12 protein-coding genes are annotated in these 14,578 nt (G+C 70.8%); 7 read left to right on the forward strand and 5 right to left on the reverse strand.

Annotation, left to right across the window (positions count from 1 at the left end):
* Positions 1-307: 307 nt before the first annotated feature.
* Positions 308-799 carry a hypothetical protein gene (locus ACOTKD_RS37330; protein ID WP_424893463.1) on the reverse strand — a complete coding sequence of 164 codons (492 nt, stop codon included), beginning with the start codon at positions 797-799 and terminating at the stop codon, positions 308-310.
* Positions 800-1,680: 881 nt separating this feature from the next.
* On the opposite strand from ACOTKD_RS37330, the gene mobF reads away from it, so the two are divergent.
* Entirely contained in the window at positions 1,681-5,901 is a 4,221-nt protein-coding gene (gene mobF / locus ACOTKD_RS37335) for a MobF family relaxase (protein WP_424893464.1), read from the forward strand.
* Between the two features lie 70 nt (positions 5,902-5,971).
* Positions 5,972-6,313, forward strand: a complete 342-nt coding sequence (locus ACOTKD_RS37340) for a hypothetical protein (protein WP_424893465.1) — start codon at positions 5,972-5,974, stop codon at positions 6,311-6,313.
* Between the two features lie 800 nt (positions 6,314-7,113).
* Here ACOTKD_RS37340 and ACOTKD_RS37345 read toward each other — a convergent pair.
* The 3 genes from ACOTKD_RS37345 to ACOTKD_RS37355 form a co-directional block, all read right to left on the reverse strand.
* Positions 7,114-7,641, reverse strand: coding sequence for a hypothetical protein (locus ACOTKD_RS37345; protein ID WP_424893466.1), 528 nt, complete (start codon positions 7,639-7,641; stop codon positions 7,114-7,116).
* 450 nt (positions 7,642-8,091) lie between these two features.
* On the reverse strand, positions 8,092-8,670 hold the full coding sequence (locus ACOTKD_RS37350) for a GNAT family N-acetyltransferase (RefSeq protein WP_424893467.1): 579 nt from the start codon (positions 8,668-8,670) through the stop codon (positions 8,092-8,094).
* 10 nt (positions 8,671-8,680) lie between these two features.
* Positions 8,681-9,529 carry a hypothetical protein gene (locus ACOTKD_RS37355; protein WP_424893468.1) on the reverse strand — a complete coding sequence of 283 codons (849 nt, stop codon included), beginning with the start codon at positions 9,527-9,529 and terminating at the stop codon, positions 8,681-8,683.
* Positions 9,530-10,022: 493 nt separating this feature from the next.
* Here ACOTKD_RS37355 and ACOTKD_RS37360 point away from each other — a divergent pair, with 493 nt between their 5' ends.
* Together ACOTKD_RS37360 and ACOTKD_RS37365 are read left to right on the forward strand one after the other, a co-directional pair.
* The gene (locus ACOTKD_RS37360) at positions 10,023-10,367 is read left to right on the forward strand and encodes a hypothetical protein (protein WP_424893469.1); all 345 of its coding nucleotides are present in this window, start codon (positions 10,023-10,025) and stop codon (positions 10,365-10,367) included.
* A gap of 3 nt (positions 10,368-10,370) precedes the next feature.
* Positions 10,371-11,270 carry a zeta toxin family protein gene (locus ACOTKD_RS37365; RefSeq protein WP_424893470.1) on the forward strand — a complete coding sequence of 300 codons (900 nt, stop codon included), beginning with the start codon at positions 10,371-10,373 and terminating at the stop codon, positions 11,268-11,270.
* Positions 11,271-11,605: 335 nt separating this feature from the next.
* Here the strand turns inward: ACOTKD_RS37365 and ACOTKD_RS37370 are convergent, their stop codons facing one another.
* Positions 11,606-12,376: a hypothetical protein gene (locus tag ACOTKD_RS37370; protein ID WP_424893471.1), complete on the reverse strand. Its 771-nt coding sequence runs from the start codon at positions 12,374-12,376 to the stop codon at positions 11,606-11,608.
* 104 nt (positions 12,377-12,480) lie between these two features.
* Here ACOTKD_RS37370 and ACOTKD_RS37375 point away from each other — a divergent pair, with 104 nt between their 5' ends.
* Genes ACOTKD_RS37375 through ACOTKD_RS37385 form a run of 3 tightly spaced genes read left to right on the forward strand, consistent with a single transcriptional unit; the run spans position 12,481 to position 14,415 of the window.
* Entirely contained in the window at positions 12,481-13,017 is a 537-nt protein-coding gene (locus ACOTKD_RS37375; protein ID WP_424893472.1) for a hypothetical protein, read from the forward strand.
* Positions 13,014-13,280 (forward strand): hypothetical protein, encoded by a 267-nt coding sequence (locus ACOTKD_RS37380; protein WP_424893473.1) that lies wholly within the window; start codon positions 13,014-13,016, stop codon positions 13,278-13,280. The genes ACOTKD_RS37375 and ACOTKD_RS37380 overlap by 4 nt, the downstream gene beginning before the upstream one ends.
* Positions 13,273-14,415, forward strand: a complete 1,143-nt coding sequence (locus ACOTKD_RS37385) for a hypothetical protein (RefSeq protein ID WP_424893474.1) — start codon at positions 13,273-13,275, stop codon at positions 14,413-14,415. Before ACOTKD_RS37380 ends, ACOTKD_RS37385 begins: the two co-directional genes overlap by 8 nt.
* The last annotated feature ends 163 nt before the right edge of the window (positions 14,416-14,578 follow it).

A 14,578-nucleotide genomic window follows, 5' to 3' on the forward strand; every position in this document is an offset into this window, starting at 1 on the left:
AACCGCCGGGGCCTGCCCCCGCGGCTCGGCTTGAGCGAGGCGCCGCACTCCGGCGCCTCGCAGACCGTCGCCGTCTTCCCCATCCGTTCACGCCCTCCCGACCGCTGAACTTCCGTCACATATGGCGAGTGTGACGATCCGGGGAGGCGGTACGCAAGCAGAACGCGCAAGCGCAGGCCGAACGGCTGAAACCCCGGCCCACCAGCCCCAACCTCAAGGCTGTCTGTATAGCTATATAACCCGCAGGTCAGTTGGGTGAGACGCGGTCGTCCGGGCTGCGGGAGCCGGACGACCGCGACTGGCGACGTCAGTAGTCCTCGGCCTCGTCGGTGAGGAGAGCGCTAACAGCGCGCGGGGTCGCCGCGTGGAAGATCTGTCGTCGGTCGGCGATGGTGATGACGCCTGTGGCGTCGTCGAGGTGGTGCTGCACGGTGGCAAGGGCAGTTCGCCGTGCGTGCTCGAAGGTCTCGCCGGAGTCCAGGAGACGGGTGCGTTGTTCGCCGCCGCAGCCGGCCGGGGCCGGGCACTCTCGCAACAGCTGAAGAGCGTGCTCGCGCAGCAGCCCGGCGAGTACGGTCAGCGGCGCCGAGGCGACTGCCGGGCCGTCCTGCTGCGCGTCGCTGGCCCACCAGTGGATCGCCGCGGCGAGCACCACCACCGTCTGCAGGCGCAGCGGCTCCTCGCCGGCGTCCTGGTGGCCGTTCTCCGCGTGCCAGAGCAGCAGCCGGTCGGCCGCGCTGACGGCGTACTCCCATGTCGTCCTGGGCGGCCGGAGCGCCCCTGTCATCCCGTCACTCATGACGCGATCGTCCCCCGCGCCCCACCCGCTGGGGAGACCAGATCTCCGTGACGCCGCGCACGCCCGACGTCCCCCACCGACGCTCCTCGACACGGAGAAACAGGGGAAGCCGCGCGCTCGGCGGCCGTCGTACGGCAGGTAAAGCGGTAGCAAAGCGGTGCATCGGAGCTGCGCTCCGAGCGCACCAAGAGCAGGTAAAGACAGCGTCGCCCGGTGCGCAACCGGAACGACGGTGAACGCGCACCGCACCCGCCGCGCCAGGCGCACCGCACCCGGGGCAGGTGCAGCGCGCACCGCACTTCGGGCACCACCTTGGTGCGCCGGCCGGACGGCGTCGGCCCTCTACCACACGACCCCTTGACCACGGCCTGATCGCGCTCGCTAGACACCGTCCGGCGCGCCCGCCCTGCCCAGCTGCCGTCGCGCACGGGCGAATCGCCGGTGGCCAGCAGCACGGTGCTTACGCCGCCGCGCACCGCCGCACCGTGGCGCACGAGAGCCGGTGTGCAGAGACCGCACCACCGTCTCCGGTGCCCGCACCGGGCGGTGCGCACCACCGGTGCCGGTGCAGCGCACCACACCGCTGTGATGCGCTCCGATGACCGCCGCCGACCTGCCCGTCCCTCTGTCGTCCGCACCCCGCACCACGAGCTCCCGGACCCCGTGCATCACCCCAGCTCACACAGGCCGACGCCCGTCTCACGGGAAGGCGGTTGGCCGCCAGCGCATCCCGAGGTACCGTCAGTTCCCCGAGATGGTGATCTTGGGCTATAGCACTCCAGGTATCTCCGATACATGATCATGGTCCGCCCGGCGGACGAACTACCGCAAAGGGGGCGGGCGGGTTGGGGTACGCGACACCGATTCGCCACCCCGAGCAGGTGGATTACCGGCTCGCGGAGAACTGCGGGTGCGACACCAAGCGGGACGCGCAGGTCGAGTACCGGCTCGCTGCGGCGCGGGATCTGCGGTGGATCGGCAGCGGCCTGGCGGAGCTCGGCCTGGTGGCCGGCGAGAGCGTCGACGCGGACGTCGCGCGGGCGTTGATGGACGGGAAGGACTGGCGCACCGGCGAGCAGCTGGTGCGCCGCAAGAAGGTCCTCGACCCGCGCGGCAAGGTCCCCGCGAACGTCGTCGTCGACGCCATCAGCCAGGCCGCCGAGACGGACGGCATGACGCCCGCCGAGTACCTCGGGAACACCCGCCTCGCCGCACGTCTCGCCCGTGCCGAGCGCGGCATCAAACGCGAGGGTGAGCGGCACGCGACACCCGTGGCGGACGCCGAGCGGCTTGCCGCGGCCGCGGGCCTGTCCGCCAAGAGCCTGTACGGCGCGAAGGTGATCGCGGAGGCCACGAAGTGGAAGGGCCGGCACGTCGATGTCGGGCTGCGCGGAGTGGACGTCACCGTCGAGATGCCCAAGTCCTTGTCGGTGGCGTTCGGGCTGGCGGACGCGGCGACGGCGGAGGCCCTTGAGGACGAGTGGGTGGCGTCGGTGAACGAGGCCGTCACCGATGCGCTGGAGCCGTGGGCCGCGTACGGGATGGCCGGTCACCACGGCGATGGCGAGCGCGCCCAGCGCGTCGAGTCGTCCGGGCTGCTGGGGTGGACGACGCTGCACCGCTCCGCCCGCCCCGTCGACGCCTCTCCCGGTGACCCGCACCTGCACATCCACATCAACGTGGCGCACATGGTGAAGTGCGCGGACGGAAAATGGCGCACGCCCGGTGCCGGTGCCGAGGACTTCCACCGGTACGCACGTCTGGTCAACGAGATCGCCGAGGCGAGGTTCCGCGCCCGCCTGATCGAGCGGCACGGCGCCCGGTTCGAGCGGTCGGAGAAGGGCGCCTGGGAGCTCGTCGGCATCGGCGAGGACCTGCGCACGGCGTTCTCCCGGCGGCACCAGCAAATCGTCGAGCTCGTCGGTACGGACGCGACCCGCGAGCAGCAGAAGACCGCCGCCCGCCGCAGCGCGGAAGCGAAGGAAGAGACCGGTCCGGAGGCGCCCCGGCTGAGCTGGCGCGAGCGCGCGGCCGCCGTGCTGGCCCCGCCCGTCGACCCTCGGCTGTACGGCGCACAGCGGGACGCCGCCGTGCTCGCGGCGCGGCAGGCCGGGGAGGCGGCGGTCGACGCCATGGTGACGGCCGCGCTGCCCGGACCGGACGACGGACCGGCCCTGTCGCTGGCCGCCGGAGGGGGTCCGCTGATGCCGTCCCCGGCCGAGATCGCGGCGACGATCTGGGACGCCGAGCACGGCCTCACCGCGTCAAAGAAGACCGTCAGCCACACGCACGTAATGGCGGCGGTGGCCGCCGCCGTGCCGTACCTGCTGTCCGTCGAGCAGCTCGCCGAGCTCACCGACGCCGTGCTCGCCGTCGACGGCCACGCCGTACGCCTGCCGGACTCCAACCGGCACCACCACACGCACCGTCAGCGGTACACGCACCACGCCGTGGTCGAGGCCGAGCAGACCATCATCGAGTGCGCGACGGAAGGCCTGGACGCAGGACTCGCGCAGCTCACCGAGGCGGCCGCCGAACTCGCGGTGTCGACGTCGGAGGCGGCCCAGGGGTTCGACTTCAGCGCGGAGCAGCGCGCGGTCGTGATGCGCCTGCTCACCGCCGGCCACGGCGCGGACGCCGTCATCGGCGTCGCGGGCGCGGGCAAGACCACGCTGATGAACGCGGCGCGCACGGGGTGGGAGGCCGCCGGGCTGCGCGTCGTCGGCGCGTCCACGGCCGCCGTCGCCGCCGCCAACCTCGCCGCGGAGGCGGGGATCGAGAGCCAGACCATCGCCGCGTGGACACGGGAGATCAGCGGCGGCCAGGGCCTGCACGGTGTCGGCGCGTTCGTCATCGACGAGGCCGCGATGGTCGACGACCGCGCGCTCGCCGTCCTGCTCCGGCACGCCGCCACCACCGGCACCAAGGTCGCCGGTGTGGGCGATCCCCAGCAGCTGCGCGCCGTCGGCATCGGCGGCGGTTTCGCGCGCATCCACCGCATCGTCGGCGGCCTGGAGCTCACGGAGAACAGGAGGCAGCGCGACCCCGTCGAGCGCACGGCGCTGCAGACCTGGCGCGACGGCGCCCGCACCAGTGCGCTCTCCCAGCTCGCCGAGCACGGTCACGTCCACGCTGGCGAGACCGCCACCGAGGCGATGACCGCGATGCTCGATGCCTGGAACACCGCCCGCGAACGGTGGACGGGCGATCCGCACGGCCAGGTCGAGGGCCTGCTGCTGCTCGCCGCCCGGCGTACGGACGTGGCCACCCTCAACGCCGCCGCACGCGCCCGGCTGGTCGCCGCTGGCGAACTCGAACAGGGCCGCACCTACACCGTCGACGGCGGCGGCCGCGTCAGCTTCGCGACCGGCGACCTCGTGCACATCCGCCGCAACGACTACCGCTCCCGCCGCAACGAGTCGGAGCCGGACGTCCTCAACGGGTTCCGCGGCGTCGTGCGCGACGTCCGCGCCGACCAGGGCGTGCTCGTCGAATGGCGCCGCCCCAACCCCCACGGCGGCCACACCGTTCAGCAGGCGTGGATGTCCGCGCGCGACATCGCCGAGGGACGGCTGACCCACGGCTACGCCATCACCATCGGCTCCGCCCAGGGCCTGACCGCAGACGTCGCCATCGCGTACGGGCTGCACGCCGACGCCCACTCCCTCTACCCCGCCCTCTCCCGCGCCCGGCAGGAGAGCCACCTGTTCCTGCCGCTGCGAGACCTCGAGGACGACGTCACCCGCATCCGCCTCGGCACCCCGCGCACCGACGCCGAGTGCCTGGACCGCGCCGTCGCCGCGTACGGCAAGCTCCTGGAGCGCGACGGCGACGACGTCATGGTCACCGACGAACTCGCCACCACCCCCGTCCCCCAGCCCCGCCAGAGCGCCGACGAGGCGCCCCGGGCGGACGCGGTGAACGACGCTGCGACCGTCCACGACGTCGCCCGTGACGCCGTGGACGCCGAGGCCCGGGAGGCCGTCCGCCTGGCCGCCGAGGCGTTCCCCCACCCGGCGAAGCCGACCTCCGAGCAGCGCGTCGCCACCCCCATCGACGCGCTGCGCGAGCACTACCGCGACAACCCGCCCGACCTGACCCCGGACCAGCGCGACCGCCTCCAGCACCTCCTCGACGTCGGCTACGCCTCCCGCCCCGAGCCCACCCCCGAACCCGAAGCACGGCCGGAGGTGCCGCACTGGAGCGAGCGCCCCTACGGCCGTCTGACCACCGAGGGCCTGCGCTCAAAGCTCGCCGACGCCACCGCCCAGGCCCGCCGCGCCGACCGCCTCGCCATCGACCACGACCTCAAGGCCCGCGCCCTCGAACGCGAACTCACCACCCACCCCAGCCCCGGCCGCCGCGCCGCCAACGAGGCCACCGCCCTCCTCGACCGCGCTGACGCCCTGCTGCGCACCGCCCAGGCCGAGGCCCACGCCGAGCAGGCCGCGAACGCCACCGCGAAGGAGGCGCGTGCGGTGGCGGAGCAGGCCGAGCAGCAGGCCCAGCGCGGCCGCCTCGCGCTGCGCCTGGCCGGCACATCCCGCGCCGAACAGCAGGACCTGGCCCTCCAGCACCGCGGCCGCATGGCCGCCGCCTACACCGAAGAACAGCGCGCCCGCTCCGCCGGCCACGACGCCGCCACGGCGGCGTGGGAGACCATCCACGGCTGGGAACGCGCCGCCCTGTTCCGCGAGCAGGGCGCCACCGGCTACCCGCCGCGCACCCTCGACCAGCTCGGCGAACGGCTGACCGCCATGCGCCAGCACCTCCCGGCCCTCGCCCAGCAGATCGACGCCGCCCGCACCGAACGCGCCGACGGACACCGCAGCCAGGCCGCCGTCTCCCGCGAGCAGGCCGCCGGCTTCCGGGCCACCGCCTCCGCCGTCCAGGCCGAGAAGGACCTCCGCACGACCATGGCCAGCCACAGCCCGCAGCAGCACGCCGCCGAAGTCACCGAGCGCGAGACCGCGCTGCAAGATGCCCGGGCCCGGCAGGCCGAACGTGCCGCACACGTGCGCCAGGCCGCCGAGGCATCCGCCCAGGCCCACCGGTACCAGCCGCCCTCCCAAGGGCGCGGCGGCCCCTCGCTCGGCCGCTGACCACGCGCAGGCGACCACGGGGACAGGCACTCGCGCGGTAGCCTCGACCCCTGCGACGACAGGGGCGGACATGGGCGACGGCAGCGCGTTCGGGGCGGAGATCGTTCACCTGGTGAGCATCCGCAAGCAGCTCGAGGAGGCCGTCCAGGGCGTCCTGGGCATGGCCGCCGATGTCGCCGACCTCAGCATCTGCGGTACCGACGAGCTGCCCGCCGCGCTCAGCGCACTCGAGTCCACCGAGTACGTCGACAGCGAGGAAGACGCCGCCCGCTGGGTCAGCCGGGCCTTCACCCTCACCCCGATGACCGCGCTCCAGGCCGGCGGCGGCGAGCCCGTCCTCGCCCTGACCGGCGCCGTCATGCTGCTCCGCGGCGTCCTGCACTCCCTCGACGAGGCCAAGAACTCGGGCTGAGACCGGTGGTACGCGGGGCCTTCGCCGGCCCCGCGACCCCGCTCCCCCCGATACTCCCCGGCGCGAAACCGCATCGTCGTGGCGGACGCCCGTGCGCGCCGGGGAGCATCGGGGCCTGAACCCGCGCACCCTGTCGCGACCCCCTCTTGCCATTACATCTAGCTATATAACCCGTGCTGCTCCCGTTCTCTCGGCTCGTCACCGGTGGCTGAGGTGACGTTTCCAAGCTTGCGAGCGTGCTCCGCGAGGGAGTAGTTGCAACGAGGAAAGGGGATCAAAAGGTCCAGCACCGTCTGCTCGACGAAACTTCGTCGGCGGGCAGACGTTTGCCCAGGTCAACGGGTAGATTGATCGGGCGCCGGGCCCTCCCTTCTGCTCCGATTCAAGCAGCGGAAAGGTGCGAGGAGCCTGGGGCGATGCTGGTGGTGTGGGACGCATTCGCTTCTGTGCTTCATGCGGGGCCCGGCTGCCCCGAGAGGCGTCGGCACGGCGCCTGTACTGCGACGACGCTTGCCGGGCCCAGGCGTACCGTGACCGCAAGGTGGAGCAGTACCGCCTGGACTTCCTCGTCCTGTTCGGCCAGGCCCACTACGCCGGTCGCCGACGCCTGATCCGTGCCCTGTCCTGCCCGGTCTGCGGTCGCCCGACCATGGCCAGGGCGGGACGGCGGCGCGACGCCGTCTACTGCTCAGCCGCGTGCCGCTCCCGCGCCTGGCGACGCCGTGCCACCCGCCGGGCTCGGCAAGCAGCGTGACGTAGAGCCGTCACGAATCCGCCCCCTACCGGCCGGTATGACGCCTCTACGTCACGCTACTCAAATCCGTCACATCCGATGGCAGTGACGGTCCCGGGCGGTGCGCTCGCGGATACAGCGCCGCTTCCGAGTGGACAGCGAGCTGCGTGGCCAGTCTGACCGGGGTGCGGCCGTCCGCCCCGGCCACCAAGTGTTCGTCACCGGCGGCCTGCGCGAGGAAGGTGGCGGCCTGGCTGAGCGCCTGGCACGTACGGGCGAGGACGCTCGCATCGGTACCCGTCGGCTTCAGCTCGTCGAAGGCGTTGTCGAGACCGTCCGCCAGATCGGCGATCGCCTGATAGGCATCGAGGGCGCGGGCCTGCGCCCTCGCCTTCGGGGCGCTGGTCACCGCAGCGAGCCCGTACGCGACCAGCGCGTCGTCGCGGGCCTGCATGATCAGCTCCTGTAAACCGCTGAGGGGAGTCACCGCCTCGCCGTCGCCACGGCCGGCCGCCTGGCGCTCGCACACCGGGGCGAGCAGCTGGTCGGCGTGCTGGAGACGGGATCCGGCGTGTGCCAATGCGGTGACGTCCATGCTCGGGACAACGAACGGCCGGCGGGCATGGACACCTGGGGTGCCCCAGCAGCCGACCTGCGTGAGGTTGCCCCACGAGTAGCCGTACGAGTTGTCCTACGAGTGGCTCTACGACTTGCCGTACGTGTAGCCCTACGAGTTGCTTCCGGAAGCCTGGAGCGGAGCCTGGTCCAGGCTTCTGACCTGCTGGTCTAGGGGGCTGAACGAAGTGTTCGTCGCGCCGACTACTTCTCCACAGACCCCTCCGGAGACGTGGTGAAGCCCGGCCCGAGGCACCGCCGGCCTGTATGGCGGGGTGCTTTGCCCGACCGGCAGGAGCCGCGGACGGGCGGTCTTCCGCGGGGGAACCTCCGTCCGGACCGCTCCCGCCTGACGGCCGAAAACTGTCGCATTAAGGAAAACTGTCGAACTGGGGCGAAAACTGTCACATGCAGGAGAACTGCCAGCACGTCACGAATGGCCCTCTGCTGTCGGTTGGAAGGCGGCTACCGGCTTCTGCCAGCGGTCGGCCAGCAGCCCGTAGAGGAGGGTGTCGGTCCACAAGCCGGTGTTGATGTTCAAGGTGAACTCCGGGCGTCGTCCTTCGAGGCCGAAACCGACGCGTTCCAGCAAGCGGGCCGAGGGGGTGTTGCGGGCGTCGCATTCGGCGGAGACCCGGTGCAGCCCCTGGCGGAAGAGGTGGCCGAGCACGGCGCGGACGGCCTCAGTGGCGTAGCCCTGGCCGTGCAGGGCTGGGGCGAGGGTGTAGCCGAGGTCGGCCTGCCAGCGGTTGTCGTGAAGGTTCACGCCGAGATCACCCGCCAGGCTCCGGTCGGCTTTGAGCTCGATGGCGTACTGGAACCAGCCGGGCTGCTCGGGGTCCTGTTCGCAATAGACGCGGGCCTGGTCGGTGGCGGCCTCGGGAGTGAGGGGCGATGGCCATGCCTGGTAGCGAGCTATGTCCGGGTCGTTGCGGTAGGCCGCCATGGGGGCCGCGTCCTGGATGCGGAAGCGGCGCAGGATTAAGCGCGGGGTCTCAATCTCGGTCATCGGCGCAGTGTTACACGGCACCGGCGTCTGGGTCGGGACCGTAGCGGCGGTCCCAGCGGGTGGAGAGCACCTGGTGCGCGGCATCTCTCTCGGCGCGGTGCAGCGTGGCCACCGCCTCCACCAGGTCGGTGTGCTGCGGCCCGAGATCGACGACGGCGGGCAGGGTGGCCTTGCGGATCTCCCAGAACATCTCGTGCAGGTCGTCGCGGTCGATGGCGGCCTGCAGCTTGGCGGGCCAGGTCGCTGGGCGGAAGGCCGGCCGCGGGAAGGTGCGCCGGTTCGAGTGTTCCTGGCTGGCGCGCTCCGCCCTGTCGGCGCGCTGCTGGAGGTCCTCGACGGCCGCCAGACGCACGGCGAGCGCCCGCACCTCGTCGGCGTGCTCCTTCACCCACGCTCGCTGAACCCGGGCCTGGGCGCGCTGGTCGCGCTCGTTGGCGACGCGCTCCTCCTGGGTGTCGCCCTCTCCGTAGGCGCCGCGTAGCTGCAAATAGCGGCGCTCGGCGGACTGGCGGCTCTTCACTTCCAAGGCCGGGGCGAGCCGGGCCCAGGTGACACCCTTGGCCCGGGCGGCCTCGATGAGGTGGCCCTCGGCACGCAGCAGGTCGTCCCGGAGAATGCGCAGCACCAGCAGTGAGGCCAGCAGGTCGGTCTCCGAGACTTTGTCCGCCTCGCCGAGGTAGGCGTGCTCGAAGAGTTGGTCCAAGTGCGGAGCGACGTCGGCGATCGGCCGGCCCGGCCAGGCCCGCCAGTCGTCGCCGAACTCGTCCGTGTCGGCAGCGACGTGGAACCAGGCGTAGTCCCGCTCCCGCTGCGCCCGCTCCTCCCTGATCCGCCGAGTCCGCTCGTGCGACGTCTCCATGACCCCACCCCTCGATGTCGTTACATCCGCGACAACGAGTGTCGTGTATCTAACGACACGCTGGGCGGCGGAGCCGACGGCCGTCCCGATGGTCCTGGCGGCGGGTGCAGATCGCCCGCTACCGGACGGGCGCAGGGCTGACCGTGGCCGCCGGCGGCGCTGAGAGGGCAGGAGCTATCTGCCCGAAGCCTGGGACAAGGAGGGCGGTCAGGACGCCAGCGACACTGACCCCGGAGGCGATGGCGCAGACGAGGCCCCCGGGGGTCGGGCTACCGGCGTGCGCGCGAGGTGTACTTGAAGACGCCCACGGCGACGGTGACGCCCACGGCAATGAGCGGGGCAGACAGTGAACCGATTTGCCTTAGCGCGACCCCTGGCGAACACTGAAAGTAAGGCGAGGCTTACTTTTCCCGACAGCATATGTCGATCTCTGCGTAGGCCTACCGGAGCCATCGAAGGGTGTGTGACTATGACGCCACCCACAGACCGCAGAATGTCGTTGCTGGCGAACCCGAAACGGCGTTCTCTCCAAGTGATCCAGCGGATTAAGGAATACCACGTGGCAACACAGCCGGACACCCTGGCCGCCGAGCGCCTTGCGGTAATGACGGACGAGCAAATATCCCAGTTCGAGCTGGCATCTGATGCGCTCGCGGCCGTCATTGCCCACTACACCAATTTGATCACTGAGGCAGGGTCCCAGGAAGAAGCCGACCGGCTGGGCGCCGAGCGAATGCGCTACATCATCCAGCAGCGTGATCTCGACCCTGGAAGCGGTGAATCGATCAGAGCCGCCTTCGAAGCTGCGGAAGATCTTTTGGGCCCCCCACCGGAGTGAAGCATGAGCGGCAGCGAGGCCGACGCAATTCTGCCTACGCTCCTTGATCGGGCGTGGCAGGACATCGTCAAGGGACAGCTGACTCCGACCCCCCGGAGGCGCCATGGCCATCGACCTCCAAGGGCTGTATTCGTTGCTGGCCAACCAGCGTCACAAAAGACCACGATCGAGGATTACGCAAGGAAAGAGGAGAGGCTCCGTGATCCAGTTCGGATCGACGCCGACAAGATGCGGGAGCTCCACCCCTATTATCCGCGATGGGTGCGTGAGGACGATCTCACTGCGGCTTCCAAGAGCCAGGAGGCTGTGGGCAAGTGGGTGGACCGGGCCATCCAGCATGTGGCCGAGCGGGGCTTCGACGTGATTGTTAGCGCCACTCTGAAGGACGCACAGAAGGCGCGAAAAAAGATCGAGCCGTTCCTGGCCGCCAATTATGACGTATTCTTGATCTTTACCAGCGTAGACGAGATCAGCAGTCGACTCAGTATCGTCGAACGCTTCCTGAGGGGCAGGCGACCAGGCAGTTGGGCCCGATACGTCCCGGCTGATATTCATGATGAGGCATGTGCAGGAAGCATTGACACAGCCCGCCATATCGATGAAAACACCTTCGGGTTTGACAAGCTCTGGGTGCGAGTGTATCGGCGTCGCGGGAATGACACTGAACTTGCCTATAAAAACCACCTAGTTGGGGGTGGCTGGCAAGAAGGTAAAGCACTGACCGCAAGGACTATAGCTGCGGAACGCCGAAGCTACTGGGACTATCACGTGGATAGGTTCCGGGCCACTGCACAGTCGCTGCTACGTGCAGAGCACTTGGTTCACCCAACCCTTCGTGGCCATATAGTTGGCACTATCTCCAAATTCCTGAACACCCCTGTCTGCCTACGCAACGGGCACTAACAGGCTTGCCGAACCTGCCCCTTCTCCACTCTCGCTGAGTTGGGTGATGACGTCTTCTGATGCGGGCAGGAGGAGAATGCCGCCGCCGAGCAGGGTGACGATAACACCGGGGTACCTGAGGCGGCATGGTTACTTGTTGGTGCGGCACAGAGCTCGAACCCCGAGGTCGTAGGCCATGGATCCGAGTGCGAGGACAACGAGTGGCCACACCAGGGGTGAGTCGGCGGGCACGGTGCCGCCGGCGAGCAGGGTGGTGGCGGCACCGTTGCTGAGCACGGCGGCGGCGGCGGATGCGCTGGGTACCCGGACGAGAACCGCGCGCTCCCGGCCCCGGTTCACGGGGCACCAGCCCGGGTGGCAGCGGCGGCCTGGAGGCGGGCGGTGTGCTGCTGGCCGAGCCGCTTGAGCTTGCGTCGCACCCGCTCGCCGGCCTTGACCGGGTCCGCCGCGCCCGCGGCGAGCGCGGCCTGGGTCCACGTGGCCACGGCCGGGTGGACCCAGGCCAGGGCAATTCGGCGCTCGGCGGGGGTAAGCGCGTTGAGGACGGCGGTGAGGCGAGGGTCGTCGGGCAGTGCGCCGAGGGCCAGTTCCTGCGGGGTGGGGCTGCCTGCCACCAGGTCGTACAGCGTCACATCATGACCTAGCGGGGTGTCCAGCAACACGACCCGCAAGCCGTTGGCCCGCCGACGCCACAGCGGCCTCAGTTGCTGGTGGATCATGCGGGCCTGCGCGCGCAGGTCAGCGATGCCGCAGCGGACGTGGGCTTCGGTGCCCCTGTGTTCGACCCAGTCGCTCATCAGTGTGGTTGACACTGCTTCACGCCACAGGTTTCCGTTACGGAGGCCGAGGACGTGGTGAGCGCACCAGTCGAGGGCCGAGTCATTGCCCTCGGTGCCTTCTGCCAGCCAGAGCCGCATACGTAGGAGGGCGAGGAAGTCGAACCGCTCGTGCTTCGCCGGTTCTGACGGCTTGATGGAGTTTGTGCTGGGAGCCAGGACGAACCGCGTGGGCCAAACGGGCCGCTTGCCTGCGCTCTGTGGGGGCACGGGGGTCTTACCGATGGTGATCACGGCGGCGATTCCTTCCAGCAGCGGTGCCAGTTTCACCCTTCGGTCCTGGCACGGCCTGGTTCCGGCAAAGAATTTTGGAACGCGCCCTGTGATCTGTATCGCCTCGGATAATATGCGATATCCGAGGCGATAAACGGGACATGGCGAAGCGTCACGACCGGCGCCCGCGACGGAGGGACACCGACGACCCGATGAGCACCGACGCGTACAAGCACTGGCAGGAGCTCGACGTCCGCCGCCCCGGCGACGTCCCGCCGGCCACGCCGCTGATGTGGCTGGCCGAGAAGCACCAGCAGCACACCGACCGGCTGACCAACCGCCTGCTCCCCGCCGACTTCCCGCACGAGGTCGAACGGGGCACCGCCGGCGACGCCCTCGCCGTCCTCGCGCTGCGCGAGGCCATCCACCGCGAGATGGAGCACGGCCGCGGCGTGTACCTCCACGACGCCCTCCAGCTCGGCGCCACCTGGACCGAGGCCGCCGCTGCCCTCGACCTCACCCCCGGCGAGGCCCGCGAGCTGCTGCGTGCCTGGGCCGAGGGCCAGCACACGCTGTACACCGCATCCGAGGAGCGCGGCGAACAGCCGCTCGGCCTCAGCGCCGAGCAGCACGCCGCCGTCCTGGCCCTGGCCGAGCTCGCCGACGACGAGCCGGCACGGGGGGAGACCGGCCGGTGAGTAACGTCCCGTACCCCCAGCGGGCCGCCCAGATCGACGACACCGATCCCCGCGTACGGGCGCTCGCGCTCACCCGGAAGGAACTCGACGGCGACCGGCGACCCGCGGCCGAGCGCCACCGGGAGGCGCACGCCTGGCTGCGCGCCGCCGTAGCCGCGGGACTGCTCCCCATGATCAGCCCCGCCACCGGGAAGGCCCTGCACCAGGTCGAGCTCAACATCGACCGTCTGACCGGCTACCCGGACGAAGCCAGCTATGAGTGAGCAGAACACGATGACCACCGAGATCGACCGCACCGACTTGGTCGTCGACGCCGAGCTCGTCCCCGCCCAGCACGCCATCGGTGGCGGGGCGGTGGAGGCGTACGACCCGGCGGCGGCCGCCGTGCTCGCCGCGCTCGAGCAGGGTGCCGACGAGCACATCGCGGCCGTGCGCCCGCGCAAGACGAAGGTCTCCTACGCCCGCGACTGGACGCTGTGGACGGAGTTCCACACCTGGCTCGCCGGACGGACCGGCACCATGCTGCCGCTCACCGCCGTCACCAAGGGCACCATCGTCGGCTTCACCGTGTGGCTGGACGAGGTGAAGCAGGCCGCGCCCACCACGATCGACCGGCGGATCACCGGCGTGACGGTCACCGCCTGCTCAAAGGGCGCCACCGTACCCAAGGAGGCCACCCTCGCCGCCCGCCAGCTGGTCAAGCGGTTCCGCAACGACCCCGCCCGGATGGCAAGGGGCCGGGGCAAAGCCGTCCCCATGACCCCCGCGCACATCAAGGCGATGAACACCGCCGACCGCATCGTGCCCAAGAAGCCCGGCTCCCGCCGGCGGCGCCGCGAGTACGCGGTACCGGAGCTCGCCCGGCTGCGTGACCGCTCCGCGAGCAGCATGCGCTTCGGCATCGCCGGGCGCAACGAGGAGGTCTCCGCCCTCGACGACACCGGCATCAAGCTGATCGCCGAGGGCCTGGACGTCCATGTCCCCTCCGTCAAGGGCCGCCCGCCCCGCGACGTGATCGTCTACTACGGCGAGCACCCCGACACCTGCCCCGTGCGCTGCTGGCTCGCCTGGCAGCAGGCCAAACTCGCCGCCGGCGCCGCCCCCGGCGGGCCCGCCTACCTCCCCGTCGACCAGTGGGGTCACCTCGGCACCCAGCGCCTCTCCCCTGACGGGTGCGGCCGTGCCATCACCCGCGCCGCCCAGCAGGCCGGCGTCGACGCCCACCTCACCGGCCACTCCGGCCGCCGCGGCCTGGTCAACACCGGCCGCAAGCGGGGCAAGCGCGTCGAGAAGCTCCGTGCCCAGGGCGGCTGGTCCCCGAAGTCCCCAGTCTTCTGGGAGTACGTCGACGACGCCGACCGCACCGAGGACGCCGCCACCGACGGCATCGGGCTGTGAGCGGGCACAACGAAATCAGTGGTGGGCGGTTCGAGGTCGCCATCCAGGCCCAGCACATCCACGGTGACGTGGTGATCAACGGCTGGAATGCTCGCCGGCGAGCCGAGGCTGTCACAGCCTGGACCGGCCCCGCTGTCGGTGTCTGCCCGGCCCGGGCAGACAC

Source organism: Streptomyces sp. XH2, assembly GCF_049725035.1.
GTDB lineage: Bacteria > Actinomycetota > Actinomycetes > Streptomycetales > Streptomycetaceae > Streptomyces > Streptomyces roseoverticillatus.